Source organism: Pseudarthrobacter scleromae (assembly GCF_014644515.1).
Lineage (GTDB): Bacteria > Actinomycetota > Actinomycetes > Actinomycetales > Micrococcaceae > Arthrobacter > Arthrobacter scleromae.
Genome location: NZ_BMKV01000004.1, coordinates 508,896 through 525,476, shown reverse-complemented (window position 1 = coordinate 525,476; position 16,581 = coordinate 508,896). Strand labels below are relative to the sequence as shown.

At 64.5% G+C, this 16,581-nt stretch carries 16 protein-coding genes; 9 read left to right on the top strand and 7 right to left on the bottom strand.

The window, feature by feature from the left end; translation table 11 throughout:
• The first annotated feature begins 93 nt into the window (after positions 1-93).
• The 4 genes from IEX33_RS13255 (at position 94) to IEX33_RS13240 (ending at position 4,669) form a co-directional block, all read left to right on the top strand.
• Positions 94-1,827, top strand: coding sequence for an ABC transporter ATP-binding protein (locus IEX33_RS13255; RefSeq protein WP_104186208.1), 1,734 nt, complete (start codon positions 94-96; stop codon positions 1,825-1,827).
• Positions 1,824-3,899 (top strand): ABC transporter ATP-binding protein, encoded by a 2,076-nt coding sequence (locus tag IEX33_RS13250; RefSeq protein ID WP_308421975.1) that lies wholly within the window; start codon positions 1,824-1,826, stop codon positions 3,897-3,899. The genes IEX33_RS13255 and IEX33_RS13250 overlap by 4 nt, the downstream gene beginning before the upstream one ends.
• 38 nt (positions 3,900-3,937) lie before the next feature.
• Complete coding sequence (locus IEX33_RS13245) at positions 3,938-4,354, top strand: acyl-CoA thioesterase (RefSeq protein WP_188730930.1); 417 nt, start codon at positions 3,938-3,940, stop codon at positions 4,352-4,354.
• 81 nt (positions 4,355-4,435) lie between these two features.
• On the top strand, positions 4,436-4,669 hold the full coding sequence (locus IEX33_RS13240; RefSeq protein WP_104186210.1) for a PLDc N-terminal domain-containing protein: 234 nt from the start codon (positions 4,436-4,438) through the stop codon (positions 4,667-4,669).
• 31 nt (positions 4,670-4,700) lie between these two features.
• Here the strand turns inward: IEX33_RS13240 and IEX33_RS13235 are convergent, their stop codons facing one another.
• The gene (locus IEX33_RS13235) at positions 4,701-6,359 is read right to left on the bottom strand and encodes a sensor histidine kinase (RefSeq protein ID WP_188730928.1); all 1,659 of its coding nucleotides are present in this window, start codon (positions 6,357-6,359) and stop codon (positions 4,701-4,703) included.
• Between the two features lie 93 nt (positions 6,360-6,452).
• On the opposite strand from IEX33_RS13235, the gene IEX33_RS13230 reads away from it, so the two are divergent.
• Positions 6,453-7,223: a response regulator transcription factor gene (locus IEX33_RS13230; protein WP_181038099.1), complete on the top strand. Its 771-nt coding sequence runs from the start codon at positions 6,453-6,455 to the stop codon at positions 7,221-7,223.
• Here IEX33_RS13230 and IEX33_RS13225 read toward each other — a convergent pair.
• The 5 genes from IEX33_RS13225 to bioB form a co-directional block, all read right to left on the bottom strand.
• Entirely contained in the window at positions 7,196-7,606 is a 411-nt protein-coding gene (locus IEX33_RS13225) for an Hpt domain-containing protein (RefSeq protein WP_188730855.1), read from the bottom strand. The two genes, IEX33_RS13230 and IEX33_RS13225, sit on opposite strands and share 28 nt — an antisense overlap.
• A gap of 370 nt (positions 7,607-7,976) precedes the next feature.
• Complete coding sequence (locus tag IEX33_RS13220; protein ID WP_188730852.1) at positions 7,977-8,405, bottom strand: very short patch repair endonuclease; 429 nt, start codon at positions 8,403-8,405, stop codon at positions 7,977-7,979.
• A gap of 19 nt (positions 8,406-8,424) precedes the next feature.
• The gene (locus IEX33_RS13215) at positions 8,425-8,859 is read right to left on the bottom strand and encodes a pyridoxamine 5'-phosphate oxidase family protein (protein WP_188730851.1); all 435 of its coding nucleotides are present in this window, start codon (positions 8,857-8,859) and stop codon (positions 8,425-8,427) included.
• A 62-nt stretch (positions 8,860-8,921) separates the two neighbouring features.
• The gene (bsaP, locus tag IEX33_RS19565) at positions 8,922-9,071 is read right to left on the bottom strand and encodes a biotin synthase auxiliary protein BsaP (RefSeq protein WP_456107199.1); all 150 of its coding nucleotides are present in this window, start codon (positions 9,069-9,071) and stop codon (positions 8,922-8,924) included.
• Between the two features lie 128 nt (positions 9,072-9,199).
• Positions 9,200-10,219, bottom strand: a complete 1,020-nt coding sequence (bioB, locus tag IEX33_RS13210; protein ID WP_188730849.1) for a biotin synthase BioB — start codon at positions 10,217-10,219, stop codon at positions 9,200-9,202.
• A 489-nt stretch (positions 10,220-10,708) separates the two neighbouring features.
• On the opposite strand from bioB, the gene IEX33_RS13205 reads away from it, so the two are divergent.
• The 3 genes from IEX33_RS13205 (at position 10,709) to IEX33_RS13195 (ending at position 13,486) form a co-directional block, all read left to right on the top strand.
• The gene (locus IEX33_RS13205; RefSeq protein WP_188730847.1) at positions 10,709-11,368 is read left to right on the top strand and encodes a DUF6318 family protein; all 660 of its coding nucleotides are present in this window, start codon (positions 10,709-10,711) and stop codon (positions 11,366-11,368) included.
• Between the two features lie 164 nt (positions 11,369-11,532).
• Positions 11,533-12,291 (top strand): hypothetical protein, encoded by a 759-nt coding sequence (locus IEX33_RS19365; RefSeq protein WP_229675369.1) that lies wholly within the window; start codon positions 11,533-11,535, stop codon positions 12,289-12,291.
• A gap of 124 nt (positions 12,292-12,415) precedes the next feature.
• Entirely contained in the window at positions 12,416-13,486 is a 1,071-nt protein-coding gene (locus IEX33_RS13195) for an alkene reductase (protein WP_188730845.1), read from the top strand.
• A 219-nt stretch (positions 13,487-13,705) separates the two neighbouring features.
• Here the strand turns inward: IEX33_RS13195 and IEX33_RS13190 are convergent, their stop codons facing one another.
• Positions 13,706-14,023: a hypothetical protein gene (locus IEX33_RS13190; protein WP_104186219.1), complete on the bottom strand. Its 318-nt coding sequence runs from the start codon at positions 14,021-14,023 to the stop codon at positions 13,706-13,708.
• A gap of 134 nt (positions 14,024-14,157) precedes the next feature.
• Here IEX33_RS13190 and IEX33_RS13185 point away from each other — a divergent pair, with 134 nt between their 5' ends.
• On the top strand, positions 14,158-16,569 hold the full coding sequence (locus IEX33_RS13185) for a Tex family protein (RefSeq protein WP_188730843.1): 2,412 nt from the start codon (positions 14,158-14,160) through the stop codon (positions 16,567-16,569).
• The last annotated feature ends 12 nt before the right edge of the window (positions 16,570-16,581 follow it).

Genomic DNA, 16,581 nt, shown 5'->3' with positions numbered 1-16,581 from the left:
GGAAGGCTGAGGATGTCGGCCCCGGCTGCTACTACTTAAGCCTCCTACTCTTTACGAACCCATCATCGAACTCATCCCTAAGGACCCGTGGGCATGCTCCTCACCCTCATACGGCGGTTTTCCCGGCCGTATAGGCCGTTCATCGCGGCCGTCATCGTGTTCCAGCTGGCGTCCACCATCGCGGCGCTGTACCTGCCCAGCCTGAACGCCCAGATCATCGACCAGGGGGTGTCCCGCGGGGACACCGACTTCATCTGGCGGACGGGCGCGGTGATGCTGGCGGTGGCGTTCATCCAGGTGGGCACCGCCATTGCAGGTGTGTACTTCGGCTCGAAGACGGCCATGGCCATGGGCCGCGACCTGCGCCGCGGGGTGTTCCGCAAGGTCACCAGCTTCTCGGCCATGGACGTCAACGCCTTTGGTGCCCCGACGCTCATCACCCGCGGCACCAACGACGTCCAGCAGGTCCAGATGCTCGTGCTGATGGGCCTGAACTTCATGGTGGCAACGCCCATCATGTGCATTGGCGGCATCATCATGGCGCTGCGCGAGGACCTCAACCTGTCCTGGCTGGTGTGGGTTTCCGTGCCCCTCCTGACCGTGGTGGTGGGGTACCTGGTGGTCCGGCTCATGCCGCTGTTCCGGTCCATGCAGAAAAAGATCGACCGCATCAACGCCGTCCTGCGCGAGCAGATCATCGGTATCAGGGTGGTCCGCGCCTTCGTCCGGGAGCCGTATGAAACCGAGCGCTTTGGCGGAGCGAACAAGGAACTGACGGATGTCTCGCTGAAGATCGGCGCCCTGTTTGTCCTGATGTTCCCTGCCATCGGCATGATCCTCCACCTGTCCACCGCGGCCGTGCTGTGGTTTGGCGGGCAGCGCGTGGACTCGGGCGAGATGCAGGTGGGCGCCCTGACCGCCTTCCTACAGTACCTGCTGCAGATCCTGATGGCGGTCATGATGGGCACCTTCATGGCCATGATGATCCCGCGCGCGTCAGTCTGCGCGGACCGTATTGGCGAGCTGCTCGACGTCGAGCCCTCCATCCACGATCCGGAACGCCCGGAAGTGCCGGGCACGCTGGCCGGCGTGGTGGAGTACCGGAACGTCACCTTCGCCTACCCAGGCGCCGAGTCGCCGGTGCTGAGCAACATCAGCTTCACGGCGCAGCCCGGCCAGACCATCGCGATCATCGGCTCCACCGGCTCGGGAAAAACCTCCCTCCTGTCCCTCCTGCCCCGGCTCTACGACCCCGCCGAGGGGGAGGTCCTGCTGGACGGGGTCCCGGTCAGCAGGATGGACCGGGCCGACATCACCCGGCGGGTGGCCCTGGTACCGCAGCGGCCATACCTCTTCTCCGGAACCATCGAGCACAACCTGAGGTTCGGAAAGACCGAGGCCACGGACCAGGAACTGTGGGACGCACTGCAGGTGGCGCAGGGCGACGAGTTTGTCCGCGCCAAGAAGAACGGCCTCGGATCCCGCATTTCCCAGGGCGGGACCAACGTCTCCGGCGGCCAGCGCCAGCGCCTCTGCATCGCCAGGGCACTCGTGAGCAGGCCCCGCGTGTACCTCTTCGATGATTCGTTCTCCGCACTGGACGTGGCCACAGATGCCCGGCTCCGGGCCGCGCTGAAGGGCATCACTGCAGACGCCACCGTGATCATCGTGGCGCAGCGGATCTCCACCATCACCGAGGCTGACCAGATCCTGGTGCTGGACAACGGACGCATCGTGGACCGCGGTACGCACCAGGAACTCCTGGAAACCTCGCCCACCTACCAGGAAATCGTTGAATCCCAACTGAGCGTGGAGGAAATGGCATGAACGCCCGCAGGAAGGACTCCACCGAGATCAGCGAATCAGCAGCTGACCAGGACGCACCCGACGCGGAGCTGGCGGACAAACCCGTCGAGGACGACGACTTCGTGGAGGAGGAGTTCAAGCCCTCCGAAGCCGACGGAGACATGTTCGGCGGGATGCCCGCCAAGAAGGCCCAGCACTTCTGGCCCTCCGCCAAGCGGCTGATGGGGCTGCTGAAGCCTGAGGCTCTGGGAATCTACGTGGTGGTGGGCATGGTGGTGATCGCCGTGGTCCTGAACGTCATCGCCCCCAAGATCCTGGGCCAGGCCATGGACGTCATCTTTGCCGGAGTGGTGGGAAAGCAGCTTCCGGCCGGCGCCAGCAAGGAACAGTTCGTGGACGGTCTGCGCCAGCAGGGCCAGGACAACTTTGCGGACATGGTCTCCCGGATGGAACTGGTGCCCGGCACCGGCATCAACTTCGACAAGCTCAGCATGCTCATCGCGGTGGTCCTGCTGATGTACTTCGTGGCCAACATCTTCCTCTGGCTGCAGGGCTACGTGCTGAACCGCATCGTGATGAAGGTGATCCGGCGGCTCCGCGATGACACCGAACGGAAGCTGAACCGCCTCCCGCTCAACTACTTCGACACCCGCCAGCGCGGCGACGTGCTGTCCCGGGTAACGAACGACGTCGACAACATCCAGCAGGCGCTCCAGCAGGCCTTCGCCCAGCTCATCAACTCGTTGCTGACCGTCATCGGCATCGTGGTGATGATGTTCATTGTGTCCTGGCAGCTGGCCCTGATAGCGCTGGTTGCCCTTCCCCTCTCGGGGGTGGCAGCGGGCATGATTGGCGTGCGCAGCCAGAAGCTCTTTGCCGCCCAGTGGAAGAACACGGGGGCGCTGAACGGGCAGATTGAGGAATCCTTCTCGGGGCATGACCTGGTGAGGGTGTTCGGCCGCGACGCGGACATGCTGGAACGGTTCGAGGAACGCAACGAGGAACTGTACAAGGCCAGCTTCGGGGCGCAGTTCGTCTCCGGCATCATCTTCCCGGTCATGCAGTTCGTCTCCTACCTCAGCTACGTGGGCATCGCCGTGGTGGGCGGATTGCGGGTGGCTTCCGGGTCCATGTCCCTGGGCGACGCCACCGCGTTCATCCAGTATTCCCGCGAGTTCACGCAGCCGCTGGGCCAGATGGCCGGCATGGCAAACATGCTGCAGTCCGGCGTGGCCTCCGCTGAACGGGTCTTCGAGTTCCTCGACGCCGATGAGCAGGATGAGGAAACCGCCACCGAGCACCTCCCGGTCAGGACTGACGGGCACGTTGACTTCAACAGCGTCACCTTCAGCTACACGGAGGACAAGAAGCTGATCGAGGACCTGTCCTTCACCGCCGAACCGGGAAACACCGTGGCCATTGTGGGGCCCACTGGCGCCGGAAAGACCACCCTGGTCAACCTGGTCATGAGGTTCTACGAGCTCAACGCCGGTTCCATCATGCTGGACGGCGTGGACATCACCCACCTCAGCCGCTCCGAACTCCGCTCCAAGGTGGGCATGGTGCTGCAGGATGCCTGGCTGTTCGGCGGGTCCATCTACGACAACATCCGCTACGGCAACCTTGAAGCCACCGAGGAACAGGTGATGGCCGCTGCCAAGGCCACTTTCGTGGACCGCTTCGTGCGGGCCCTGCCGGAGGGCTACAACACCGTCATCGACGAGGAAGGCAACAACGTCAGTGCCGGCGAGAAACAGCTGATCACCATCGCCCGTGCCTTCGTGGCGAATCCCTCGCTGCTGATCCTCGATGAGGCCACCAGCTCCGTTGACACCCGCACAGAGCTGCTGGTGCAGAAGGCCATGGCCGCGCTCCGCACGGACCGCACCAGCTTTGTGATTGCCCACCGGCTCTCAACGATCCGCGGCGCCGACACCATCCTGGTGATGGAAAACGGCAGGATCGTGGAACAGGGCAACCACAAGGTCCTCCTCGCCACGAGAGGCGCGTACTACCGCCTCTACATGTCCCAGTTCGCCGGGGCGGACGCAGAGGACGTCCCGGTGGACGATTCGACGGCGGTGCACAGTTGAGCACCAACGGAAGCCAGCGGATCGAGGTCCTCATCCCCATGCGCTGGGGAGACATGGACGCCTACGGGCACATCAACAACGTGCAGATTGTCCGGCTGCTTGAGGAGGCCCGCATCGCGGCCTTCGGCCCGCCCCGCGGTGCCGGCCTGCCCGGAGTTGACCCGCACGTCTCCCTGTTTAACGACGTCCCGGACGGCACCATGGCTTTGGTGGTGGACCACAAAATCCGGTACGTCAGGACTCTTGAGTACCGGAACGTGCCGGCCGTGGTGCAGGTGTGGATCGGCGCCGTCAAAGGGGCCAGCTTCGACATCCACTACCTCATCCAGGACCCGGTCACCCGGGAGGACTGCGTCAAGGCGAGCAGCCACCTGGCGTTCGTGGACGAGGCCACGGGAAGCGTGCGGCGGCTGACGCCTGAACAGAAGGAACGCCTGGCACCGTTCACGGCCTGACGCGGATGCGCCGGCACCGGCACGACCGGTTGCGCAGGAGCAGCAAGCACCGGAAACTGAAAACCTAAACAAGGAGCAAACATGGCCCAGAAAAAGACCTGGAAAGAAATGTCCCCGTCAGCAAAGGCCGGCACCATCCTGGTGGCCATCGCGCAGGTGTCCCTGCTGGTGGCGGCGCAGCGGGACATTTCGAAGCGGCCCGCGGCACTCATCAACGGTCCGAAGGCCGCATGGCGGGCAGCATCCTTCATCAACTTCATCGGCCCCGTGGGCTACTTCACCTTCGGCCGGAAGCGTCCCGGCGCCGGCAAGTAGCGGCACCGGAGCCGCCAGGGGCCAAAGGAGACTAGACCGGCACCCGAAATGTGAAGGTGGTCCCTTCGCCCAGGGCGCTGTCCACCTCGATGGTCCCGCCGTGTGCCTCGACGATCGCCTTGCTGATCGGCAGGCCGAGGCCCACGCCGGGGATGGCTGTCCTTCGGACAGTGCTGGCGCGGAAGAACTTGGCGAAGACTTCGGACGCGTCTTCCGGGCTCAGTCCCATGCCGGTATCGGTGACCCGGCATGCCAGGTGTCCGTCCTCCCGCGCGAGCGAGACCATCACGCTGCCGCCGTCGGGGGAGTACTTGATGGCGTTGGACACCAGGTTGTCCAGCACCTGAGAGATCCTGGGCCCGTCCACGTGGGCCTCCAGCCGGTCCGGGGTATCAGCCTCCAGCTCAACTCCCGAAGCTGCTGCGCGGGGGATGGCAGAGGAAACGCTGGAGCGGACCAGTTCTGCCACGTCCACGGCCTCGGGCGTCACGATCAGCTGGCCGTTCCGGCTGGACAGCAGGTCCGATACCAGCGTCAGGAGCCGTTCGGAGTTCCGGCGGATGATTTCCAGCATGTCACGCTGGGTGTCCTCGGGCTCGTCGCCAAGAAGGATTTCCACGTAGCCCAGGATCGAGGTCAGGGGCGTCCGGAATTCGTGCGAGACGCTGGAGACGAAATCATCCTTGGCCGTCAGGGCGTTCACCAGGTCCGTCACATCGCTGAAGACAATCACGGAACCGGCAAACGCGCCGTCGTCGTCCTTCATGGCCCGGGCGGTGGTCACGAAGGCGCGCTGTTCTCTTCCGGAGCCCAGCCACACAAGATAATCGGTGAAGGTTTCCCCGAGGACGGCGCGGCGGACCGGCCGCTGCTCAACGGGAACCAGCGTCACGCGGTCCGGTCCGAAGACCAGCAACTGGGACTCGTTTGGGTCCGCGATGTCCTTGGGCCGGGCGAGTTCGTGGTTGATCCGCTGCCTTCTGTTCATCAGGACGTCGTGCCCGTCCGCGTCGACCGCAAGGACCCCCAGGTGGACAGTGTCCAGGATGGTGTTCAGGAGCGCCCCCTGGCGCTGGCTGGTGCGCAGGTTGTCCTGCAGCTGGGCATCCTTCTCCTCAAGCGCGCGCTGCTGCCGCGTCATGCTGAGCGTCAATACGCTGACGGACACCCCGATGCCGAGCATCATGACCGGAAGGAGCAGGGACCGCGCCAGGTCCTGGGGCGTCGGGCTCCCCTCCAGCAGCAGCGGGACCCAAATGATGGCAAGCGGGGCCAGGAAGGACAGCCACAGGGATGTCCGGGGGTAGTATCCGGACGCGCACAGCCAGATCACCGGGAACACTGCCAGCAGGCTGATCCCGGTGAGGCTTTCCTGCCCGCCGCCTTCCCGGCCCACGGCGATGGAGACAAAGTCCAGCAGCGGAATGATGAGGAAACTCGTGTACGGCAGCCGGTCCCACGGAATGAGGTAGCAGAGGGCCATGATCACCAGCTGGGACACCAGGAAGGCCACGAACAGCGGGTTGTCCATGGTGACGGGGAAAAACGCCCACACCAGGAATGCCGTGAGGAGCGTGGTCACGAACAGCGGCATCTGGCTCAGCGCCACCCGGTCCGTAAGCCGGTACTCGTGGAAGGGCCGACGGAAGAACCTCAGCTTGCCCGAGGACCAGGCCACGGGGTGGTCCATGGCACGGAACTTGCGGGGCGGGGTGTGTGAAGCCATGCCAGCAGGATATCGGCAGCCAGCTATACTTCAGACGTTGGCTGCTGAGGGGGCGCTATGAGTGATGCACGAGTGGGACTGGTCATCGAGGATGACCACGACATCCGGGAACTGGTACGCACCGTGCTGTCCCAGGCCGGGTTCGACGTAAGCGTTGCCAGCAGCGGGGCAGAAGGTGTCCTTGTGGCCAAGACCCTCAATCCGGATGTCATCACCCTGGACCTCGGACTGCCGGACATCGACGGGTTTGAGGTTTCCCGCCAGATCCGCGAGTTTTCGGACGCCTACATTGTGATGCTCACGGCGCGCACCGAGGAGCTGGACACCCTGATCGGGCTGGAGTCCGGGGCTGACGACTACCTCACCAAACCGTTCCGCCCCAGGGAGCTCCGCGCCCGCATTGCGGCGATGATGCGCCGCCCCCGTTCTGTCGCCGATCCTGCTGACGCCATGCCGGGAGATGCCGCGGCCGACGGTGGAGCCGCCCACCCTGAGCGGGGGAACTTCAGCCACAACGGACTGGAACTGAGCTACGCATCCCGGACCGTGGTTGTTGACGGCAAGGAAATGAACCTGACCCGCACGGAGTTCGAACTCCTGCACGCCCTCCTGGAGGCCGGCCGGACGGTCCGGACCAAGTCCGACCTGGTGCGCCGGCTGCGGGACGAGGATTACGACGTCGGCAGCTACATCAGCGAGGCAGACGAACGGTCCGTCGAGGTCCACATGGGCAACCTTCGCAAGAAGCTGGGCGACTCACCGCAGAAGCCGCGCTGGCTCCAGACCGTCCGTGGCGTGGGTTATCGCCTGGCTCCGGGCGAACACTGAGACTGCAGGCGGTGCATGGTCTGCCGGCTGCACAGGTTGATGGGCCGGAGGAATGCGGCGGCAAGCTGCGGCAGGACGACTGCCACATCTGAGTGGCGGGCTTCGCTGCGGAGCTCACCCTCCAGGTCCATGGCCAGGCCGGCCAGCCGCTCGGCACCCACCATCTGGCTGGAGGTTTTCAGGCTGAGGACTGCGTCCACCGAACCTTCCAGGTCTCCCGTGGTCAGCGCCAGCCGGAGGCGTCCAATCCGGTGCGGCAGGTACTCAATGAAGTTCCCCACGAAGACCTTGCAGTACCCCTCGTCCTCTTCCAGCTCCTCCCTCAACCGGTCGAGAACCGACTGGTCCACCAAGGGCCGGGGGGCATCATCTGCGGCGCTCATGACGGTCCTTTCGGCGGGAACAGTCCCTTCCTGGAAGGGGGCGGTTACGTGGGGCATTTGTTTCACTTCAGGTTAGGGGCGTTGCTTTCGCGCGACGGGTTTTGGAAACAGAATTGTGGGTTTCTTGATGAGACTGCGGGTTTACCCCTCGGCCGTGGGCCCGTGGTTTTTGTGCCCGGTTTTGCACCCGGTTCCCAGCTTGGGAGCGGTTGCAGCGGGGCTGGGAATAGGGTTGTGGTTTGCCTGGATTTGAACCCATCCATATTTCTTGCCAGCACTCAAGAACTGCGGCGGGAATGCCTAAAGATTGGCTCAAGATGCCTTGAAAGCGGCGAATCCTGATTGGGAGCAGGCACGCAGGAGCGGCGATTCAGCGGCCGGTTTCCAGGAACCGCACCAGCTCGGTTTCCAGCGCGGAGCTGTCCTTGAGTTCGCATTCCCACACGGTGAGGACCTGCCAGCCGGCGTCTTCCAGCAGGCGGCGTTGATGGGCGTCCCGGTCGCGGGTCCGGCTGCGCTTGGCAGCCCAGAATTTGGCGTTGGCCTGGGGCGCGTGCAGGCCCACGCGGCAGTCATGGAAGTGCCAGAAGCAGCCGTTGACAAAGATCACTTTGCGGCGGCCTGCGAACACCAGGTCCGGGTTGCCGGGCAGGCGGGTGGCGCCGGCTCTGCCGTGCAGCCGGTAGCGGTATCCCTTGGCATGGAGGAGCCTGCGCACCAGCAGTTCCGGCTTGGTGTTTTTGCCCCGGATCTGGGACATGTTCCAGCTGCGCCGCTCAGGAGTGAGCTTGTCCGCCATGCCTTCAGTCTAGGAGCTCCTAGATTTCGCGTTCCGGCTGTTCGCCGAATTCGAAGTGGCGGCCGCTGACGGACGTGGGCTCAATCTCCACGTAGAAGTCCTTCAGGGTGGGCACCCAGGTCTTCAGCCCGAGTTCCTCTACCGCTGCCAGCTCTGCAGAGTTGCTGAGGACTCGCGCCTTTCCACGCAGCACCACGGACCAAGCCTCCTCCGAGAGGATGCCGTCCGTTTCGAAGAGAACCATGGAGTTGATGGTTAACTGGGCCAGCTTGTTGCCCGGAGCCGTCCGGAGATAGATTTTCCGGTTGGCCGTGACGTAGTTGACCGGGAAGATATCCGGCTCTCCCGCTACGGACACCACCAGCCTCCCGTGCTTGGTGCCCTCCAGCAGACGCCAGGACTGTTCGTCGTCGAGTTCCAGAACGGGTTGTCCATCCACATGTTCAAACATCATGACGCCATTCTTCTACGTAATGTAGAAACACGCCAGAGGTTTTCAGGAACTTTGGGCGCCGGTCAGGAGGTGGCGGTTCCATGCCTTGAGCAGCTGGCAGTCCAGGCGTGGGGTGACACCTGGACCTTGAGTCGGCGCCCGCACTGGCCGCAGTAGCGCGGCGGTTCCAGCTGAAGCCGGGCAGCGCACTCCCGGTGAGCGGTGCCCGCCATGTGCACATCGCCCGTCTGGAGGACGTTCGACGGCGGCGCGCTCCCGCCGTCGAACGTTTCCGTTGGGTACAACTCGCCGCAGTGGCCGCAGACGCTCCCGATGATTGAGCTGGTTGAGCGGTTGGGGATCATAGGGTCTTCTGGAGTTCCTTGATGGGCATGTTGAGGTCCACCAGCAGGTTAAGGTCGGCGGCGGCGGGACGGCCCAGGGTGGTGAGGTAGTTGCCCACGATGACGGCGTTGATCCCGCCCAGCAGGCCCTCGCGGGTACCGAGGTCGCCGAGGGTGAGCTCCCGTCCGCCGGCGTACCGGAGGACGGTGCGGGGCATGGCCAGCCGGAATGCGGCGATGGCGCGGAGGGCGTCCTTGCCGTCCATCAGTTGCTGGTTTTCCAGCGGCGTGCCGGGCCTCGGATTGAGGAAGTTCAACGGCACTTCGTGCGGTTCCAGGGCAGCCAGTTGCGCGGCCAGCTCTGCGCGCTGTTCGAGTGACTCGCCTATGCCGATCAGCGCCCCGCAGCACAGTTCCATGCCGGCATCCTTGACCATGGCGCAGGTCTCCAGCCGCTCCTCGTAGCTGTGGGTGGTGACCACCTGCGGGAAGTAGCTCCGTGCCGTCTCGAGGTTGTGGTTGTAGCGGTGCACTCCCCATGAAGCGAGCTGGTCGACCTGGTGCTGGGTGAGCATGCCCAGGGAGCAGGCGATGTTGATGTCCACTTCCTCATTGATGCGGTCGATGGCGAACTTGATCTGGTTCATGAGTTTGATGTCGGGTCCGCGAACGGCTGCCACGATGCAGAATTCAGTGGCCCCTGTTGCTGCTGTTTCTTTGGCTGCCTTGACCAGCTCCGGGATGTCCAGCCAGACGCCGCGGACGGGGCTGTCAAAGAGTCCGGACTGGCTGCAGAAGTGGCAGTCCTCCGGGCAGCCGCCGGTCTTGATGGAAATGATCCCTTCAACCTCCACGTCCTCACCGCAGTGCTTGAGGCGCACCTGGTGGGCAAGCTCCAGCGCGGCGGGGACTGCGGGATCGGGGAGCCGCAGAACCTCCACCAATTGAGCCTCCGTGAGGCCGATCCCATCCTCCAGGACCTGTTGCCGGGCGGTCTCCAGAATTGGATATTCCGTGGTGCGGGAAATGGTTGTCATCGCCGTCCTAGCTTTCGGTTGTGATCTCCTTCCGACAGTAATTCCGGTATCTTTGGCCGGTTTTGTGGAAGGGCAACAATGGGCGGTAACAGCTTTTGTTTACGGCAACAGTCAAGGCACAAGTCCTCCGAATAGCCGACAAGCTCCTCTGCCACGTGACCGGCATGGAGTTTGAACGTCCGGACATGGTGCGGTCGGCGAAGGACGCGCCCGACGGCGGCCCGCAGTATGTCGCGTCTTCCACGGACAAGGCGGGGAGTTGGTGTTGCCTCCGTAGAAGTAGCTTCTCCAGGGCAGGGCTTTGCCGTACCAAAAGCCGGCGCGTGAATGCACCGGCTTTTCCTATGACTTCCTTCAAGGTCTCCAGAGAGTGATAAAACCTTGGGCGGGTGTCTGTGGATAAGTCTTATCGCCGAAATGTGACCTGGGCTACCCTTAAGTCATTGTCCGGAGTTAGCCGTCTTGAAACTACTGGGGGATTAGCGGCCCATGACATCAATCAACGTCTCCACGCCTTGGGGAATCCGCTTAGCTGCTGCCGGTGCTGTTGTTGCTGCGGCACTCATCCTGGCCGGCTGCGCGGGTGGGGCGCCCGCAGATCCAGGTGCAGTGTCCTCCACGCCAACGGGTTCGGCCACGACCAGCCCGCCGTCAACCCCGACCCCGACACCCACCGCCGTGTACAAGCCGGCCGACGCCTCCGGCCCCGCCCAAAACGTCCCCGTCCCCGTGCTCCCCGAGGTGGCGAAGACGGAGACGAAAGAGGGGCTCGAAGCGTTCGCAAAGTACTGGTTTGAACAACTCAACTACGCCTATCAAACGGGCGACATGACTGGCTTTCAAGCCATGACGTCGCCAAATTGCGAGTACTGTTCAAAGATCAGTACATCCCTCACCACGAACTATTCAGGTGAGCGTTGGTTGGCAGGTGGAGAAATTACCCTTCCAGTCGCCACAACGTCATTTGAACGGGCCGCTGACGGTAACTATCAGGTCATACTTCAGGTGCAGCAAACTCCGATCAGCTACTACCAGGCGGGTGGCTCGGAATTTCGGGCTGCAAGCGGCGCTTCCAATACGGGTAACGTGCTTTTGGCTACTTTTGAAGATTCTGCCTGGCGCGTCAATGGGCTTCATCCACTACGCTGATGAGAGCATCAATGCGGACATGGACGAGTCTGGTCATGGTAGTGATGTTGCACTTGGAACTGACGCCGTCAGATCCGGCATCTGTTCATGACGGTACTGAAGCGAATTTCGGCGCAATTGGCGTAGACGTTGGTGGATTGGTCAAGGATCCACTGACAGGAGAGATGGTTCCAGAAGCTCCGGGTGCGGTGCCTACCGACCCCAACGAGTACAAGTACGAACTCCAGTGCCACCTCGGTGGGGGAGACTTCGATACTCCTTGCCTTGGCCGCCAGCTGGAGTGCAAGGATGGGCCCGACGGCGAAGAAGGCATTCCCGTCACCTGGCTCTCCCGGCCCCGGGGTGTACCCGGCGCTGTGTGGGCTCATCACTCCGGCCCAACGTGCCTCTTCGACGCCAGGCCCGAGGACTTGCTGCCCAGGATCGCAGCTGACATCCAGCGGGAGTTCCAGAGCCTGCCGGTGAATGCTGGAACGGTGGTGGCCCAACCCAGCCCGCACACGTTGCGGGGTGCTGAGACCAACTTCTATGCGGACGCAGCCGAGCAGCAGTTCGACGTCACCATGTTCGGGCAGCAGGTACACATCGTGGCCACCCCGGTCCAGTACACGTGGAACTACGGCGACGGAACCGTGTTCGGGCCCCAGCCATCCATGGGCGGGCCGCTGCCCCAGGACCGGTGGGGTGAAAAGACCCGGACCAGCCACGCCTACGGGGCTACCGGCGACTTCCAGGTGATGCTGACCACCACCTTCCAGGGAACCTATTCGGTCAATGCCGGGCCGCCCCTGCCGATTCCCGGCCAGGGCCAGTTCAGCGCTCCTCCGCAAACCATCAGCGTGTGGCGCTCGCTGACTCGCAACTACGCGGACGACTGCAACGCCAACTCCCAGGGCCAGGGCTGCCCCGGGACCGCCAGGTAGGAGGCGGCCAATAGCCCCGAAGCCCAACGTCCACGTGCTGTGATTCCCATCGCAACAGGAATAGTTGCGGCTGCATCCCGGTTGGCGAAGGCAGTAAACCTTCAGCCTTCGAAAGGAACCGCGCATGCTGTTTTCCCCCCTCAACCTTGGCGAACTTGAGCTTCCGAACCGCCTGGTCATGGCACCCTTGACGAGGCTCCGCGCAGGTGAGGCAGGGGTTCCCGGTCCGCTCGTCGCAGAGCATTACCGCCAGCGCGCGTCCCTCGGCCTCATTGTCAGTGAAGGAACGTTCCCAACCCCGGTTGGCCGCTCCTACGCCGGCCAGCCCGGCATCGTCACCGAGGAACAGGTGGCCGGCTGGAAGAAGGTCACCGACGCCGTCCACGCCGAAGGTGGTCGCATGTTCGCCCAGATCATGCACGGCGGACGGGTATCGCACCCTGACATCACCGGCGGACTCGAGTTGGTGGCCCCCAGTGCCGTCGCAATCGACGGCATCGTCCGCACCCCGCAGGGGAAGCAGCCCTACCCGGTACCGCATGCCCTGACCACGGACGAGCTCCCCATGGTGATCCAGGAATTCGTCAACGCGTCACTCAACGCCATCGAGGCCGGATTCGACGGTGTGGAACTGCACTCGGCCAACGGGTACCTGCTGCACGAATTCCTGGCCCCGAACTCCAACGTGCGGGACGACAGCTACGGCGGCTCACCTGAGAACCGTGCCCGGTTCGTCATCGAAACGGTCAACGCCGTGGTGGCAGCCGTGGGCGCCAACCGCGTGGGCATCCGCATCTCCCCGGAGCACAACGTGCAGGGCATCGCCGAGACCGACGCCGCTGCTGTCCGCGCCACCTACGAGGTGCTGGTGGACAGCATCGCCCCGCTCAACCTCGCCTACCTGAGCATCCTGCACCACGAGCCTACGGGTGACCTGGTCCAGGACCTCCGGGTCCGTTTCGGCGGGACCTTCCTGGTCAACACCGGCTTCGGCGTGATCACCACCCGCGACGAGGCAGCGTCCCTGGTGGACGACGGACATGCCGACGCCGTGGTGGTGGGCCGCCCCGCCATCGCCAACCCGGACCTCGCCCGCCGCTGGAAGGAAAGCCTTCCCCTGAACGAGCCGGATCCCTCCACGTTCTACGCTGACGGCGCGGAGGGCTACACGGACTACCCCGCCTACCAGAACTAGGACGGCAATTAAACGACGGCGGCGGCACCCGGCTTGGGTGCCGCCGTCGTTGGCTGCGCGGTGTGCTGTCCCGGCAGCGGGCGCCGCAGGCCATCCGACGGCCTTTGGCTCAAACTCTGGAGATTTGGCCCGCCGGGTCCTCCAGGATGCCGGCGGTGATCAGATCGTACTCCAGCGAATGGACTTTTACTAGGGCCATATTTGAGCTGTTTCAACCCGCTACAGCAGCGCCTCCCTGCCGGTTCCTTCCTTCATGACAAGCCTGCCGTCCTCGATCGAAACCAGCACGCTCTTTGGCCTGCCGCTCACCTTGGTGATTGCCTTCAGGCCGCGGTTCGTCACCTCCACGCCCACCTGAGCGCCCTTAGCCGGCAGCTCCACGGACACCTCGTTGGCGATGCCAAGGATCGGATTGGTGGAGACCCCAATATCCCGCCGCGCCTGCTTCCCGTTAACCGTCACGGTGATGTTGGCCTCGTCGAACCCCTCCTGAAAAATGATAAGCAGTTCCCTCATGGTGGCCTCTTCCTCGAGCATTGGGTGCCTGTGACGGCACCTCAACTACAGCACTTTGCCGGCGGCAGCGGAATACCCTTGCCCGGAACAGCCGGTGTGGCGCGGACCCGTGATCAGCAGTGGAGCCGCGCAACCCGGTAAGGCAAGATGTTCTGGTGACTCAACTGCCGCAGGCCCCTTCCGCCCCGTCCGCCTCCCCGACAACGGACGATGCCATCCATACCCAGATCGCCGCCGAGCTGGGCGTCAAAGCATGGCAGGTGAAGGCAGCCGTTGAACTGCTCGACGGCGGATCCACCGTGCCGTTCATCGCCCGCTACCGCAAGGAAGCCACCGGGACACTGGACGACACCCAGCTCCGTGAGCTCGACGAACGGCTCCGCTACCTCCGCGAACTTGCCGACCGCCGTCGTGCAGTCCTGGAGGCGATTGACGCGCAGGGCCAGCTGACGCCGGAGCTGAAGACGGCCATCCTCGCGGCGGACACCAAGTCCCGGCTGGAGGACATCTACCTGCCCTTCAAGTCCAAGCGGCGGACCAAAGCGCAGATCGCGCGGGAAGCCGGCCTTGAACTCCTGGCCGATTCCCTGCTTAAACGGCCGGACCTGGACCCGGAACGCGAAGCCGGCAAGTACCTCAACCAAGAACACGCCATCACCGACGCCGCAGCGGCGCTCGCCGGGGCACGCTCCATCCTGGTGGAGCGGGTGGCCCAGGACCCGGACCTGGCCGCCGACCTGCGCGAGCGGCTGTGGGCGCAGGGCCGCATGGTCTCACGCGTGAAGAAGGGGAAGGAAAGCGACGGCCAGAAGTTCGCTGACTACTTCGAGTTCGCCCAGGCCCCTGCGGGCATGCCGTCCCACCGGGTGCTCGCGCTGCTGCGCGGAGAAAAGGACGGCGTCCTGGAGCTGGACCTTGCCGAGGCAGACCCACAGGACGACGCCGCCCTTGCCGCCGCGCGCACGCGCTACGAGTCGGCGGTGGCCAGGTGCCTCGGGGTCGCCGACAGGGGACGTCCCGCCGACCCTTGGCTGATCCAGACCGCGCAGGTGGCGTGGCGTTCCCGCCTGCTGTCCCGGCTGACGGCCGACCTTCGCGGCAGGATGTTCGCCGCCGCGGAGGACGAAGCCGTCCGCGTTTTCGCGGCGAACCTGCGGGACGTCCTCCTGGCTGCCCCGGCGGGAAACCGGGCAACCCTTGGCCTGGACCCGGGGCTCCGGACCGGCGTCAAAGTGGCCGTGGTGGACGGCACCGGCAAGGTCGTTGCCACCGACACCGTGTACCCTCACGCCCCCTCGCGGAAGTGGGACGAAGCACTGGCCACGCTGGTCCGGCTGGCCCGGCAGCACGCCGTCGAACTCGTGGCCATCGGTAACGGCACGGCGTCCCGGGAAACCGACAAGCTGGCAGCCGAACTGATCAAGCGGCTGCCGGATGTGGACCGCAAGCCCCAGAAGCTGGTGGTTTCGGAAGCGGGCGCATCCGTGTATTCCGCCTCGGCACTGGCTGCGGCGGAGCTTCCGGGCATGGACGTGTCGCTGCGCGGCGCGGTTTCCATTGCCCGCCGCCTCCAGGACCCCCTCGCCGAGCTGGTAAAGATCGATCCGAAATCCATTGGCGTGGGCCAGTACCAGCACGATGTGACAGCCTCGAAACTGGACCGCAGCCTGGACGCGGTGGTGGAGGACTGCGTGAACGCCGTGGGCGTGGACGTCAACACAGCCTCACCCGCGCTGCTCAGCCGCGTGGCCGGCGTCGGACCCTTGCTGAGCGAGAACATCGTGGCCTACCGGAACGAACACGGCCCCTTCGCCAGGCGAAATGACCTGAAGAAGGTGCCACGGCTGGGTGCGAAGGCGTTCGAGCAGTGCGCGGGCTTCCTCCGGATCAATGGGGGAGCGGAGCCGCTGGACGCCTCCAGTGTCCACCCCGAGTCGTACTCGGTTGCCCGGAAGATCCGGGCCGCGGCGGGATCGGCACCGGCCTCCTCCTTGGACCCCCGTGACTTCGTGGACGAGACGTTCGGCCTGCCCACGGTCCAGGACATCCTGTCCGAGCTGGATAAACCGGGACGGGACCCGCGTCCCGCGTTTGCGGCCGCAACTTTCTCCGACGGGATTGAGAAAATTTCCGACCTCAAACCAGGGATGGTGCTGGAAGGAACCGTGACGAACGTTGCGGCGTTCGGCGCGTTCGTTGATGTGGGGGTCCACCAGGACGGACTGGTGCACGTGTCCGCCATGGCGAACCGCTTCGTCTCCGATCCGCGGGAAGTGGTGAAGTCCGGCCAGGTGGTCCGCGTCAGAGTTCTGGAGGCGGACCCGGACCGGAAGCGGATCTCCCTGACGCTGCGGCTCGATGACGAACCCGCCGCCGGACGCACGGGCACGGGGCGCGCCGGCGGCACCCCGCAGAACCCGGGACGCGGCAGGGAGCAGGGCGGTAGCCCGGGGCGGAAGGCGCCTTCGCCCGGCCGTTCCGCTGCGGCGCCCGCGCCTGCGAAGAGGGAAGCTCCCGTCAACACGGCCATGGCTGAGGCGCTGCGGAAGGCCGGCCTGGGCAAGTAGCTGTTGCGTGGA